General features: G+C 62.5%; 14 protein-coding genes. 4 read left to right on the top strand and 10 right to left on the bottom strand.

Annotation, left to right across the window (positions count from 1 at the left end):
- Positions 1 to 116 precede the first annotated feature (116 nt).
- Both AB8A27_RS12045 and AB8A27_RS12040 read left to right on the top strand, forming a co-directional pair.
- Complete coding sequence (locus AB8A27_RS12045; RefSeq protein WP_092144588.1) at positions 117 to 824, top strand: GrlR family regulatory protein; 708 nt, start codon at positions 117 to 119, stop codon at positions 822 to 824.
- An 82-nt stretch (positions 825 to 906) separates the two neighbouring features.
- On the top strand, positions 907 to 1,773 hold the full coding sequence (locus AB8A27_RS12040) for a tetratricopeptide repeat protein (RefSeq protein WP_441242108.1): 867 nt from the start codon (positions 907 to 909) through the stop codon (positions 1,771 to 1,773).
- 13 nt (positions 1,774 to 1,786) lie between these two features.
- Here the strand turns inward: AB8A27_RS12040 and AB8A27_RS12035 are convergent, their stop codons facing one another.
- Positions 1,787 to 2,251 (bottom strand): ClpXP protease specificity-enhancing factor SspB, encoded by a 465-nt coding sequence (locus tag AB8A27_RS12035; protein ID WP_441242107.1) that lies wholly within the window; start codon positions 2,249 to 2,251, stop codon positions 1,787 to 1,789.
- A 143-nt stretch (positions 2,252 to 2,394) separates the two neighbouring features.
- Between AB8A27_RS12035 and AB8A27_RS12030 the strand changes: the two genes are divergently transcribed.
- Positions 2,395 to 2,676: a hypothetical protein gene (locus AB8A27_RS12030; protein WP_092143777.1), complete on the top strand. Its 282-nt coding sequence runs from the start codon at positions 2,395 to 2,397 to the stop codon at positions 2,674 to 2,676.
- 2 nt (positions 2,677 to 2,678) lie between these two features.
- Here the strand turns inward: AB8A27_RS12030 and AB8A27_RS12025 are convergent, their stop codons facing one another.
- The 7 genes from AB8A27_RS12025 to AB8A27_RS11995 all read right to left on the bottom strand — a co-directional run bounded on the left by AB8A27_RS12025 (position 2,679) and on the right by AB8A27_RS11995 (position 9,673).
- Positions 2,679 to 3,296, bottom strand: coding sequence for a lysostaphin resistance A-like protein (locus AB8A27_RS12025; protein WP_441242106.1), 618 nt, complete (start codon positions 3,294 to 3,296; stop codon positions 2,679 to 2,681).
- Positions 3,297 to 3,456: 160 nt separating this feature from the next.
- The gene (locus AB8A27_RS12020; RefSeq protein WP_441242105.1) at positions 3,457 to 4,485 is read right to left on the bottom strand and encodes a Bug family tripartite tricarboxylate transporter substrate binding protein; all 1,029 of its coding nucleotides are present in this window, start codon (positions 4,483 to 4,485) and stop codon (positions 3,457 to 3,459) included.
- Positions 4,478 to 5,617, bottom strand: a complete 1,140-nt coding sequence (locus AB8A27_RS12015; RefSeq protein WP_441242104.1) for a mandelate racemase/muconate lactonizing enzyme family protein — start codon at positions 5,615 to 5,617, stop codon at positions 4,478 to 4,480. The genes AB8A27_RS12020 and AB8A27_RS12015 overlap by 8 nt, the downstream gene beginning before the upstream one ends.
- Positions 5,618 to 5,624: 7 nt before the next feature.
- Complete coding sequence (locus AB8A27_RS12010) at positions 5,625 to 6,578, bottom strand: hydroxyacid dehydrogenase (RefSeq protein ID WP_441242103.1); 954 nt, start codon at positions 6,576 to 6,578, stop codon at positions 5,625 to 5,627.
- 1 nt (position 6,579) lies between these two features.
- Complete coding sequence (locus tag AB8A27_RS12005) at positions 6,580 to 7,485, bottom strand: fumarylacetoacetate hydrolase family protein (protein WP_441242102.1); 906 nt, start codon at positions 7,483 to 7,485, stop codon at positions 6,580 to 6,582.
- A gap of 16 nt (positions 7,486 to 7,501) precedes the next feature.
- Positions 7,502 to 8,641 (bottom strand): mandelate racemase/muconate lactonizing enzyme family protein, encoded by a 1,140-nt coding sequence (locus tag AB8A27_RS12000; RefSeq protein ID WP_441242101.1) that lies wholly within the window; start codon positions 8,639 to 8,641, stop codon positions 7,502 to 7,504.
- A 57-nt stretch (positions 8,642 to 8,698) separates the two neighbouring features.
- Entirely contained in the window at positions 8,699 to 9,673 is a 975-nt protein-coding gene (locus AB8A27_RS11995; RefSeq protein WP_441242100.1) for a Bug family tripartite tricarboxylate transporter substrate binding protein, read from the bottom strand.
- A gap of 139 nt (positions 9,674 to 9,812) precedes the next feature.
- On the opposite strand from AB8A27_RS11995, the gene AB8A27_RS11990 reads away from it, so the two are divergent.
- On the top strand, positions 9,813 to 10,517 hold the full coding sequence (locus AB8A27_RS11990) for a GntR family transcriptional regulator (RefSeq protein ID WP_441242099.1): 705 nt from the start codon (positions 9,813 to 9,815) through the stop codon (positions 10,515 to 10,517).
- A gap of 9 nt (positions 10,518 to 10,526) precedes the next feature.
- Here the strand turns inward: AB8A27_RS11990 and AB8A27_RS11985 are convergent, their stop codons facing one another.
- Positions 10,527 to 10,985 carry an MEKHLA domain-containing protein gene (locus AB8A27_RS11985; protein ID WP_441242098.1) on the bottom strand — a complete coding sequence of 153 codons (459 nt, stop codon included), beginning with the start codon at positions 10,983 to 10,985 and terminating at the stop codon, positions 10,527 to 10,529.
- Between the two features lie 111 nt (positions 10,986 to 11,096).
- Positions 11,097 to 11,834 carry a TetR/AcrR family transcriptional regulator gene (locus AB8A27_RS11980; protein ID WP_441242097.1) on the bottom strand — a complete coding sequence of 246 codons (738 nt, stop codon included), beginning with the start codon at positions 11,832 to 11,834 and terminating at the stop codon, positions 11,097 to 11,099.
- Positions 11,835 to 11,852 lie beyond the last annotated feature (18 nt).

Below are 11,852 nucleotides of genomic sequence, written 5' to 3'. Positions count from 1 at the left end.
GGAATTGCGCGGACCGTGTCCAAGATTGTTGGAATCGCACCCAACCGGCCGGGTGCGCTTTCCTCCACTGCACATCTTCCGCTACAATGCGAAAGGCGCTGCAGGGGAATGACGGGTTGAGGACAGGTTTCTACAAATGCGAATACCGCGTTGATGAGGCGGTTGGTCGCAGCGTGATGTTCGTCGAGCATGGCAGCATGCTCGGCGGCAATTCCGCTTTTGCCCATATCGGCAGCTATGAGCTCCGGGGTGACGAGGTGGTGGCGGAGATCGAGAGCCGCCGTCACATGAACGATCCCAATTATCCATCGCTGCTCGGCCATGATGTGGCGACCATCAGCGTCACAGGCCGGCCCGATGGTGACACCTATCGATTTCAGGGCGTGTCGCCGCAGATGCCGGGTGCGAAATTCGAGTCGGTCATGACGACGATCGATGACGGCGAGATGCCTCCGGCCGGGCCGATCGGTGCGGGTGGCATCGCCAACGGGCTTTATTCGATCCATCTGCGCACACTCGACGGCATTGATGGCGGGCTCAACGGCGTGATGTTGCTGCATGACGGCCGCATCCTCGGCGGGGACGCGTTCTTCTATTATCTCGGCGCCTATTCCTCGGCCGACGGGCGCTGGAAGGGCGAGATGCTCAATCAGGAGCACACGCCGGCAAAGGGCGAGAACCCGGTCTTCGGCGGCTATGAAATCGGTATCGGCTTTTCCGGCACTTGCGACGAAGCCGGCGCCGAGCTGGAAGCCACGGCGCTGGCCGGGAAGCGGAGCCTGCGCTTGCAGGCCGTGCTGAAGCTGATCCGCAAGGCCGTATGAGTTCCAGGCAAGTGCGCGGCTTGATGGGGTGCGCGCCTGTCCCTAATGTTGCCGGCGAATGACCCGGATGGCGGCAAAACCCATGACACTGCGTATCGGCACACAACGCATCGGCGTGACGCCTCTGATCTGTTTGCTCGGCGTCGCCGCCGGACTGGCTGTCCTGTCCGCGCCGTCGGGTGCGCAGGCCCAGTCCGCCGACCTGGTCCTGTGCGATCGGCTTGCGGCCGATCCTGCTGATCCCGACAAGCCTGCCGATGTGAAGGGCGTGGCCGAGATCGCGAAAGCCGATATCGCCACCGCCATCAAATTCTGCCGGACCGCGTCTGGCGGGTCGCGCCGTGCAATGTTCCAGCTTGGACGCGCTTACGCGGCGAATGCACAGGTTGCGAAGGCGCTCGCGGCGTGGCGCAAGGCGGCGGACAAGGGCAGCACCTCGGCTATGGTCGAGCTCGGCGTCGCCTATGGCAACGGGACGGGCGTTGCGCGCGACGAGGCGCAGGCGCGAAAACTGTTCGAGCGCGCGGCCGAAGCCGGCAATCCGCGTGGCGTCAGCAATCTTGCAGCGCTGTCGGGCGGCGCAGGCGCGGGTTCTGACCCGATGCGTGCACGGCAGTTGCTGGCGAAATCTGCGGAGACCAATGCCGAGGCCCAGTATCAGCTCGGCATGATGCTGTCGGAAGGCATCGGCGGCGCGAAAGACGATGTTGCGGCACGCGGCCTGTTCGAGAAAGCGGCAGCACAGAACCATGCGGGCGCACTGGAACGCATGGGCGCGTTCGCGCAAAGTGGCCGCGGTGGCGCGTCGGATAAGGATGCCGCGAAAGCCTATTATGAGAAAGCCGCAGCCCTTGGCGATGAAGATGCGAAGAAGGCGCTGGAACGCATCAGGTGTCCCTATGTGGTCAAGGACAAGCGCGGCAACGTGGTCACCAACATGTGCTTCTGATCAGCCTGGCTGACTACGGCCTGTCGCAGTTACGCGCGTTCGTCCCCGGATCGAATTCGCGCCGGTTATTCACCGAGGGATCGACGAAATAGGTGACAGCGTTGAATGGCACCGTGACGCGCGATTTGATCCCCTTGAACCATAGGTCGACGCTGAAGCGATCCGCGGTGACGTTCAGTCGCTCGAACTGGTGCTGCAGCACGAACGTCATGTCTTCGGGATATTTGGCGCGCTGGGCATCTGGCACGATGACACCGTCGAACGAGGTCCTGAACGTGATCTCGTAATAGTGCCGGCCGCGCAGACCGCGTCTAGCGACGTCGGCAAGCGTGGATCGCACCTCGGCATATTGTGCGAGCGGGTCGGTGGTGCAGGGCTGCTGTGCCGCCGCATGCGACGTGAGTGCGGCGAGCATCATCACGACTGCGGCGAATGGTGTGATGAGTGTACGGAGGGGGCGAGGCCAGGAAGGTGTCATGATCCTTTGTCGCGGCGGGCACAGGCGGGTTCATCAAGCCCACAACAGCGATTTCCTGTCGCACCATTTTGCAACCATTTGTTTCAAATTCGCCGCCTAAGCTCCGGCGCTGAGTCGCCTTTTGCGATTCTCTGGAGTTGCCCGTGAACGAAAGCCTGATCGCCATCTGCCAGCTGTTTCTGGTGCCGCTGACCATATTGTTTGCCGCGGTGGGCGTCGCCAATGCGCGCTTCGTCAAGCTGCTGGTCTGTCTGCTCGGCGTCGGTCTCGCCGGACTCTGGCTCTATCGGATCTATCTGTGGACCGGCCTGTCGGTGATCGATCGCCGCACCGCCTATGGCCTCGCGGGTTCCTTCGCATTGTGCTGGGTGCTGACGCTGTTGCATCAGATCAAGAGCAGCTTTGGCGGCGGATACGACCGCTAGCCTCAGGCGATGCCGAGCGAGAATGCCAGTGTGCCGATGGCCGCATGCGACAGGATGACAGGCCAGATGTTGCGCATCCGCAGATAGGCGAAACCCCAGACGATGCCGACCAGGAATGTGTTGAGCAGCAGCACATTGTCGCCATAGGCAATGTGGATCAGCGAGAACACCGCTGAGGAATAGATCACATAGGTCCAGGGCCTGACCTGCAGTCGATCGGTCATCAGTTTCGGTATGGACCGGCACACGACCTCCTGGCACGGGCTGGAGACCAGAACATAGAAGGGCGCGAAGCTGAGCCAGACCGGTGGTTTGTGGTCGAAGGTGAGGAACCGCGTTTGCGCCACCATGATCGCCGCAATGCCCGCCGTGATCGCGGCACAGAATAGCCAGTGGCTGATGTCAGAGGGACGGCTGAGGCCGAGTTCCGCGACAGAGAAGCCCGCCAGCAGACACAGCGCGATGCACAGCACGGACACCAGCAGCAAAGCGGGGATACGATATTCGAACGGCAGAAAGCCCCAGTGAATGGCGAGGCCCGGCGCGAGCAGCAACGCGGCAAATGCCGGAAGCGGGGCGATCAATCGCCACTGGACTCGGTGCTGTCGTAAAACCGTCATGATGTCCTATAGCGGAAATCATGCGGTGTTTTAATGGCAGACCGCTCGCGCAAGCCGCGATAGACGAAAGCGTGATCGGCAACATGGTCAAACGCGTCGGCCGAAACGGCGCGTTTTGAACGTCGGTCAATGGCAATGCGGCGGCGGATCACCTGGCGCTCTATTCCGGTTTGATACCGGCGTCTTTCACGACCCTGGCCCATTTCTGGATCTCGGTCTTGATCTGATTCGCGAATTGCGCGGGCGTGCCGCCGACGGGTTCGACGCCCTGGTCGATGAAGCGACGCCTGACGTCCTCTTGCTTGAGGATCGCATTCATCTCGCCATTGAGCTTGCGCACGATCTCCTCGGGCATACCGACAGGACCGACGACGCCGAACCAGACATTGACCTCGTAACCGGCTACGCCGGCATCCGAGACAGTCGGAACGTCGGGTGCGAGTGTTGATCGCGTCTTGCTGCTCACTCCAAGGGCACGAAGTTTCCCGCCATTCACCTGCGGCAGCACATTGGGTGTGTTGTCGAAGGCGACATCGATATGACCGCCGAGCATGTCGTTCACCATCGGCGCGCTGCCCTTGTAGGGAACATGCACGATATCGATGCCGGCGAGACTCTTGAACAGTTCCATCGACAGATGGTTCGAGGAGCCGATGCCGGTGGAGCCATAAGTCACCTTGCCGGGATTCTGTTTGGCGTAGTCGATCAGATCCTTGACGGAATTGATCGGCAGCGACGGCTTCACCACCAGCAGATTCGGCGTCTGTCCGGCGAAGACAAGCGGTGTGAAATCCTTCACCGTGTCATAGGGCAGGTTCTTGTAGATGCTCGGATTGGAGCCGAACGGGAAGGCGACGCCGAGCAGCGTATAGCCATCGGGCGCGGACTTGGCGACCGCTTCGGTACCGATCAGCGTGCCGCCGCCGGGCCGGTTCTCGACTACCACAGGAACGCCAAAGGCGTCCTGCAGTTTCTGCGCGAAGATCCGCCCGAGCGTGTCGTTGAAGCCGCCGGGCGGATAGGGGACGATGTATTTGATCGTCTTGCTGGGATAGGTCTCGCCCGCGGGCGCGGTTGCCTGCGCATGAACGCAGGCAGTGCCGGCCAGCAGGAGAATGAGCGCGCGGCAGGCGAAGTGAACGAAACGCTGGGCGCGTAGTACAACTTCAACCCGTCGCGGATCAGACATAGCAGGGACCTTCGATCAGTGGGTGAGCGTTGATGAAGGCTTCGTCGATCTCGACGCCGAGCCCCGCGATCTCCGACGGCGCGACACAGCCATTGGCATCGAGCTTGTAGGGAATGCCTCCGACCTCGTCGCGGAACGGATTGTGTTTGGCGACGTCGCCTTCGAAATAGCCGGGGTCCTCGACAGCGGCGAGGACGTTGATGGTGGCCGCCATGTTGATGCCGGTCGCCGAGGTGTGCGGATTGAACGACAGCTTCCACGCCTGGGTCATGCCGGCGATCCGCATCGACTCCGTCACACCGCCGGTCTTAGACAGGTCCGGCTGCACGAAGCTGACAGCGCGATCTTCTATCAGGCGGTTGAATTCGTAGCGGGTAAAATGGTTTTCGCCGGCAGCAAGCGGTGTCGAGCCCATGGCGGCGGCGGCCTGATAGGAACGATAGTCGAGCGCCGGGAACGGCTCCTCGAGCCAGCCGATCTGTAGATCGTCATAGGCCGGCATCACGCGGCGGACGTCGTCCAGCGTGTAGCCGGTGTTAGCGTCCACGAGGATCTCGATGGCATCGCCGACGGATTTGCGCACGGCGGTGGCACGCGCCACGTCGTCACGCGGATTGTCGCCGACGCGCAGCTTCACCGCGCGGTAGCCTTGCGAAACATAACCCTGCGCTTCCTCGGCGAGCGACTCCGGCGCCTGCCATCCCAGCGAGATGCCGCCGGCATAGGCCTTGATCGGCTTCGAGGCGCCACCGAGGAGCTTGTAGAGTGGCCAGCCGGCAGCCTTGGCGCGGATGTCCCACAAAGCGAGGTCGAGGCCGCTCAGCGCCATGGCGGCGGCATAGCCCATGCCGTGGCTGGAGAGCTGCATCTGATAGACGCGGTGCCAGACGCCGACGACATTCATGGCATCCATGCCGGTGACGAGTTCGGCAATCGTCGTATCGATAAGTTTGGCGATGGCACCCGGGCAGCGGCCGTGATGGGCTTCGCCCCAGCCGGTGACGCCTTCATCGGTCGTGACCTTCACCAGCACGGCATCGCGCTTGACGGCGCGGCCAATGCCGAGGCGGACATTCTGGCCCTGCGGCACGCGGTAGGAAATCGGAACGGCTTTGATTGCAGTAATCTTCATGGGAGCCTCACGCTGCCTTGTGACCGGGATTGACGAGATTGAGTGGTTGTTCGCCGCGCAGGATGCGGAGCATTTCTTCGGCGGCGCCGACAGCCATGCCGCGGCTGCTGCTGGCGGTGAGCGCCGCCGCATGCGGCGTCAGCAGCAGGTTCGGGCAATCGAACAGCGCGTCATCGGCGGGCAGGGGCTGGATGTCGAACACGTCCAGCGCTGCGCCGCCGAGTTTGCCGGATTTGAGCGCCCCGATCAGCGGTGCATTCTCCACGACGGCGCCGCGCGACACGTTGATCAGCACCGCATCCGGCTTCATCTGCGCGATGCGTGCAGCATTGACGAGACCGCGCGTCTCATCCGTCAGCGAACAGCAGATCACCAGCGCGTCGCTGCGTGTGAACAACTGATCCAGCGAGACGTCCTCGATGTCAGCCGGCAGCGATCCCTTTCGCCGAGACGTGCCGATCACCTTCATGCCGAAGCCCTGACTGGCGATCCGCGCCACGCGGCGGCCGATGGTGCCGACGCCGAGAATACCGAGCGTCGCGCCGTTCAGTTCGGTGAAGCTGTCCGTGGTTGCGCGTGCTGCACCCCAGCCCTTGTCGCGCATCAGCGCGTTCATGAGATGGATCGGACGCCGCAGATGCAGCAGGGCCGATATCGCATATTCGGCGACGGCACTCGTATTGCTGCCGGGAAGGTTGGCGACGGCGACACCGCGCGCGGTGGCGGCATCGACAGGGATGAAATCGAGGCCGACGCCGTGACGGACCATGCCCTTCAGACGCGGCGCGTGATCGACGATGTCGTTGGGCAGCTTGGCACGTACGATGATTCCATCGGCATCCTTGGCGAAGGCGCGCAGCGTGTCCGGTTTGGTGTCGGGTGCCGTGATCAGCCGCGCATGCGGGGACAGGATGGCCTCGCCATCGGCATGCATCGGATTGGTCAGGAGAATCGTGGGCATGTCAGGCATCGAAAGCCGGTCCTTCGGTAATGGGATTGGCGAGCTGGCCGAGGTGCTCGACACTGGCGGTCACAGTCGAGCCCGGTTTCAGCCAGGCCGGCGGCTTGTGCATCGCCGCCACGCCCGCGGGTGTTCCGGTCGCGATGACATCGCCGGGTTCGAGCGGCCCGCGATGCGACAGCCAGGAGACGAGGTCGGCGACACCGAAGATCATGTCCTTGGTGGATCCGCTCTGCAGCACCTTGCCGTCGATCGTCAGTGACACCTGTAGTGCCTGCGGATCGGCGATCTCGTCTGATGACGCGAGGAACGGACCAAAGGGGCCGAAGGTCGAAATGTTCTTGCCGCGGTCGAAATTGCCGTCGGCCTTGATCATCTCGCTGGCGCTGATGTCGTTGAAGCAGCCATAGGCGGCAACATATTCGAGTGCCTGCTCCTTCGGCACGTTCACCGCGCGCTTGCCGATCACGGCGGCGAGCTCGGCCTCATAGGTGACGCCGCCGATCCCTGCAGGCAGGATGATCGCGCGTCCCGCGGCGATTGTCGTTCGTGGCGCTTTCATGAACAGCACGGGCTCCGCCGGTGCGGCGATGCCACGTTCGGCCACGGCATCGCGATAGTTATGCGCGATGCCGAAGATGCGCCGCGGTGCGGGGAGCGGTGCAAGCAGCGTTACCTTGTCTGCCGTCAGCCGAGCGGCGTCGGCGAGACCATGAGCCGTGATGATGCTGACGACCTTGCCAAGGCCTGCATCGAGAAAGGCCTGAATCTGCGGCGCGATGCCGTTCAGGCCCGCCCGCATCGCCGGGTGGGCCAGATCGACGACGATATCGGTTGGACGTGTGGCGTCGCCGACAAGCACGCCAGCGCGTGTCAGGCCTGACTCGACGAAGGTCACGAATTTCATGATTGCGACCTCGCCATCACGCGACGCGATACTTGTCGATGACCGCGCGGTCGACCTCGATGCCGAGGCCGGCACCGTCAGGCACCGCAATGACGCCGTTCACCTGCTGGATCGGCTTGACCGCGAGATGATCGCGGAACGGGTTTTCCTCCTGTTCGAATTCGAGCATCGGCGGCATCGGGAACAGGCTTGGCGGCTGGTTCGGGATCGAGGCGAGGAAGTGGATGGTGGCGGAGAGGCCGACCACCGAGCCCCAGGCATGGGGCACGCATTCGACGCCGTGCGTGCTGGCGAGCGATGCGATCTTCTTGCATTCGGTGATGCCGCCGGCGGCGCAGACGTCCGGCTGTACGATGTCCATCGCTTTGCGCACGATGGCATCGCGAAAACCCCAGCGGGTGAATTCGTTCTCGCCACCGGCAACCGCCATGTCGAGCGCGCGCGTCACTTCGATATAGCCGTCGATATCTTCCGGCGAGATCGGCTCCTCGAACCACTCGATGTCGAGCTCTTCGAGCTTGCGGCCGAGCTTGATGGCCGCAGGCACGGTGAGGCAGTGATTGGCGTCGACCATCAGCTTGATGTCGGAGCCGATGGCCTCGCGCACGGCCTTGACGCGTTCGTAGTCGCGCTTGATGGAGCCGAGGCCGATCTTCATCTTGATCGCCTTGAAGCCGGCCTTCTTGTAGCCAACGGCTTCCTCGACGGCCTCATCGACCAGGCGTTCCATGTCGGTGAAATAGAGGCCGGTCGCATAGCAATCGACTTCGGTGCGGAAGGCGCCGCCGATCAGCTTGTGCACCGGCTTGTTGCAGGCCTTGCCGATGATATCCCACAACGCGATGTCGATGCCGCTGATGGCGGCGATCGACATGCCCTTGGGGCCGTAATCCTTGATCCGGTTATAGAGGTCTTCCCAGATCACCTCGACGTCGAATGGATCGCGGCCGATGACGCGCGGTGCAAGCTGGGTATCGATGAAGGCCTTGGCAACAGCAGAGGGGCCGTAGCATTCGCCCCAGCCGACGATGCCGTCACTGGTTTCGATCTCGACGAGGCAGGTGCCGCGCGTCTTGTAGAGCCAGCCGCGTGACGACGTGAACGGACGCTGCACGGGAGCGGCGACGACATGGCATGTGATTTTCTTGATGTTCAATGGGGTGTCCTCGTCGAGATCAGTCGGGTGGAAGCAGCCGGCGGGTGCCGGCAGCGTTTATTCTTTCGGGAAGGTTTGGGCTGCGACCTTGCCGATCGCGGCGGCGACGCCGTCGACTTCCTTGGCGAGCGCGTCGCCGGTAACGTCGTCGACCAAGAAGACGTTCTTCTTGGCGAATTCCTTGAAGCGCGGATCCTGGATGGCGGCGCGGAATGCGGTGGTCAGCCTGGTGCGGACATCGTCAGGCAGGTTTGCCGGCCCGACCACATAGGCCATTTGCACGACGGGGCCATAAGGGAAAACGTCGATGCCCTTTTCCTTGAAGGTCGGGACATCCGGGAACATTTCGAGCCGCTCATTGGCGAAGATGCCAATCGGCGTGAGCAGTTTTTCCTGGATCTGGCCGAGGGTTTCCGACGGCTTGAGCACGCCGGAGTCGACATGTTGTCCGATCAGATCGGCAACGACTTTCGAGCCGCCGGTATAGGGAACGTTGACATAGTCGACGCCGGCCGCGCGTGCGGTCATCGATGCGAAGATGTGGTTGAGATTGTAGTTGCCGGGTGTGCCGATGGTGACCTTGCCGGGCTTCGCCTTCATGTTGGCGATGTAGTCGGGAAGGGCCTTGATCGTGCCGGTGGACGGCACGAGCAGCATCAGGGGATCGGTCGAGACGCGCGCGATGTGGGTGAAATTGCTGTTGGTGAGTCCGTTCGCCTTGTTCTGGGCGATCAGCGCCAGCGTCGAACTGGTCCCCATGCCGATCGTGTAGCCATCCGGCGCAGAACTCGCGACGCGCTTCATGCCGATGACGCCGGTGGCGCCGACGACATTCTCGATCACGATCTTGATGCCGTGTTCGCGCAGGATCGGGTCCAGCGCACGCGCGGCCACGTCGTTGGAGCCGCCGGCATTCCACGGCACGATGAAGGTGATGTCTTTCTGCGGAAAGCCGGATTGCGCGTGAGCAGGCAGGGACCAGCATCCCAATACCAATCCGAGCGCGGCAAAGCTGACGCGTTGAACGAACATTTGTTTTCCTCCCATTTTTGGTGTTTGTTATAACAAACATCTTAACGGGTCAATGGAACAATGCGCCGCGGGTTGCGGGGCACGAATTTGCGGGGCACGAAATTTGCGGGACTCGGCAGGGTGAGGTAGCGAGCACAGAATGACCGCATTGAAACGGATCGAACGCGAACCGCTCTGGGACCTGGCGCATGCGCAGCTCCGGGACGCGCTGCTGGCTGGCCGTTTCGCGCCGGGAACGGTGCTGACATTGCGCGCGCTTGCGGAAAGCTTCGGCACCTCGATCACGCCGGTGCGCGACGCCGTCACGCGGCTGGTCGCACAGGGCGTGTTGCAGCAGGGGCCGCGCAATGCGGCGATCGTCCCGCATCTGACTGCGCGCGAGCTCGCCGATCTGACCGTGGTGCGCTGTGCGCTGGAGGGGCAGGCGGCGCGGGAAGCCGCGAGGCGACGTAATACTGCGGGGCTCGAACGTCTGAAGTCACTGCTGGCGACGATGCAATCGCTGATCGCTGCAAAAAATCTCGAAAGCTATCTCGATTATCATCGCCAGTTTCACTTCGAGATCTATGCGATGTCGGGCATCCCGATCCTCGTGGAGACCATCGAGAATATGTGGCTGCGCTGCGGCCCGGTGCTGTCTTTCGTGATCCCCGAATATGTCGTACTCCTGAAGGGCTGGGATCACCACACGGCGGCGCTCAAGGCCATCGTCGCGGGCGATGCCGACGCCGCCGAGCGCGAGATCGTTGCCGATATCACCGAGGCGGCCGACTATCTCGCGAGCCTTGCCGATGCCAACGGACAGTTGCGCCGGCCGCTGCGCGAGGCGCTGGCGACGTCGTAGCTGCTGCGCTCACAGATCCGTCCATGACGTAAACAGCGCCGCCTGACCGAGTCGCTCGCCGTTCTCGTCCCTCAGCTCCCAGACGGTACCGCCTTCGATCCAGAAGCGCCGGCCGGACTTCGCGATCCGCAACCCGCGATAATTGTCGATGAAGCCGTTGCGCGCGACCGCGTCGAGCAGGCGCTGGCGCTCGTCGCGGTTCGGCGCTTCTGCCGAGAGGCGCGACGGGATGGTGATGAATTCGTCGAAGCTGTATTCGAAGCAACGTTGCGCCGTGCGATTGGCATAGATGAACACCGGATCGGTCTCGGTGTTATGTGCGAGCACCGCGAATGGTGCGTCGCTGTAGAGCCATGCCGCATCTTGCCCAGGCGCCACCAGGGGCTTCCCGACGGTGCGGAGATAGCTCCCGCTAAGGAGCTTGAAGAAGGATGGATGGAGCGCGGTAGCGGGCAGTGTGTCAGTCACGGGAATCTCGCGATCGTCGGGTGATGCGGAGATAGAAGATGTGTTCGTATCAAACATCGTCACCAAACGCGGTGCTGAACTACCCTGGATGCATATGTTGACCGGTGAGATCTATTTCGTTGCCATTGCGATCAGACGGCTGCGCAGCTTCTCCCGGTCCATGCGCAAATCCGCAGGCACTTGCTGCAGGTCAGCAAGCCAGACGCCATCGGCAGCGTAGCGGACGATCTCCAGCTGCGGTGCGGCATCCGTGTCGTGATGGCGCGCGAGGCGCGCGCGCAGCCAGTCGGACCATTGCTTGCGTGCGACCGGCTCGGTGAGCAGCGCGACGCAAGTGGATTCGAGGGCAGGTGCAAACTCCGCCATCGAAAATGTCGCGACGATATAGGCACGGGTGAAGCAACCATAGCCTTGGCCATCCTGTGCGAGCGTTGCTTCGATGGCGGCGTCAAATTTGTCAATCTGATCCTTGAGCACCGCGTCGATCAGTTTCTCCTTGCTGGGGAAGTGATGAAACAGACCACCCTTGGTGACACCGGCGGCGTCGGCGACTGCCTGCACCGTGACGGCTTGTAGCCCGCGTTCGATTGCCAGATGCGCGGCGCAATCAATCAGGGTGCGTCTAACCAGTTCAGGCTGCTTCTTGCGTTCATAGGCTTCGCTCATGCAGTCATCTGGCCGAGCGGCATCTCCACTGGCAAGTGCAATCGGAGGAGCAACGGGCGTTGCTGCAATGCGGAATATTGGGTTGTAAAGAAACCAACCACGCGGTATGTTTCCATTCCGACTCTGCGAGTCGAACGTGTTTTGGGGCCGTCCGCGCCGCAGCGGGATGCCGGCAAGATCCAATCAATGGTGACGTAAGTG

The sequence above is a fragment of the Tardiphaga sp. 768_D3_N2_1 genome, assembly GCF_052076105.1.
Classification (GTDB): Bacteria; Pseudomonadota; Alphaproteobacteria; order Rhizobiales; family Xanthobacteraceae; genus Tardiphaga.
Note: the sequence above shows the minus strand (reverse complement) of the source record. Positions and strands in the feature narration are given on the sequence as shown.

Excerpts from the sequence above, each read along its gene's own strand:
- AB8A27_RS12040 (WP_441242108.1), top strand. The coding sequence starts at position 907 with ATGACACTGCGTATCGGCACACAACGCATCGGCGTGACGCCTCTGATC.
- AB8A27_RS12035 (WP_441242107.1), bottom strand. The coding sequence starts at position 2,251 with ATGACACCTTCCTGGCCTCGCCCCCTCCGTACACTCATCACACCATTC.
- AB8A27_RS12025 (WP_441242106.1), bottom strand. The coding sequence starts at position 3,296 with ATGACGGTTTTACGACAGCACCGAGTCCAGTGGCGATTGATCGCCCCG.
- AB8A27_RS12020 (WP_441242105.1), bottom strand. The coding sequence starts at position 4,485 with ATGTCTGATCCGCGACGGGTTGAAGTTGTACTACGCGCCCAGCGTTTC.
- AB8A27_RS12015 (WP_441242104.1), bottom strand. The coding sequence starts at position 5,617 with ATGAAGATTACTGCAATCAAAGCCGTTCCGATTTCCTACCGCGTGCCG.
- AB8A27_RS12010 (WP_441242103.1), bottom strand. The coding sequence starts at position 6,578 with ATGCCCACGATTCTCCTGACCAATCCGATGCATGCCGATGGCGAGGCC.
- AB8A27_RS12005 (WP_441242102.1), bottom strand. The coding sequence starts at position 7,485 with ATGAAATTCGTGACCTTCGTCGAGTCAGGCCTGACACGCGCTGGCGTG.
- AB8A27_RS11995 (WP_441242100.1), bottom strand. The coding sequence starts at position 9,673 with ATGTTCGTTCAACGCGTCAGCTTTGCCGCGCTCGGATTGGTATTGGGA.
- AB8A27_RS11990 (WP_441242099.1), top strand. The coding sequence starts at position 9,813 with ATGACCGCATTGAAACGGATCGAACGCGAACCGCTCTGGGACCTGGCG.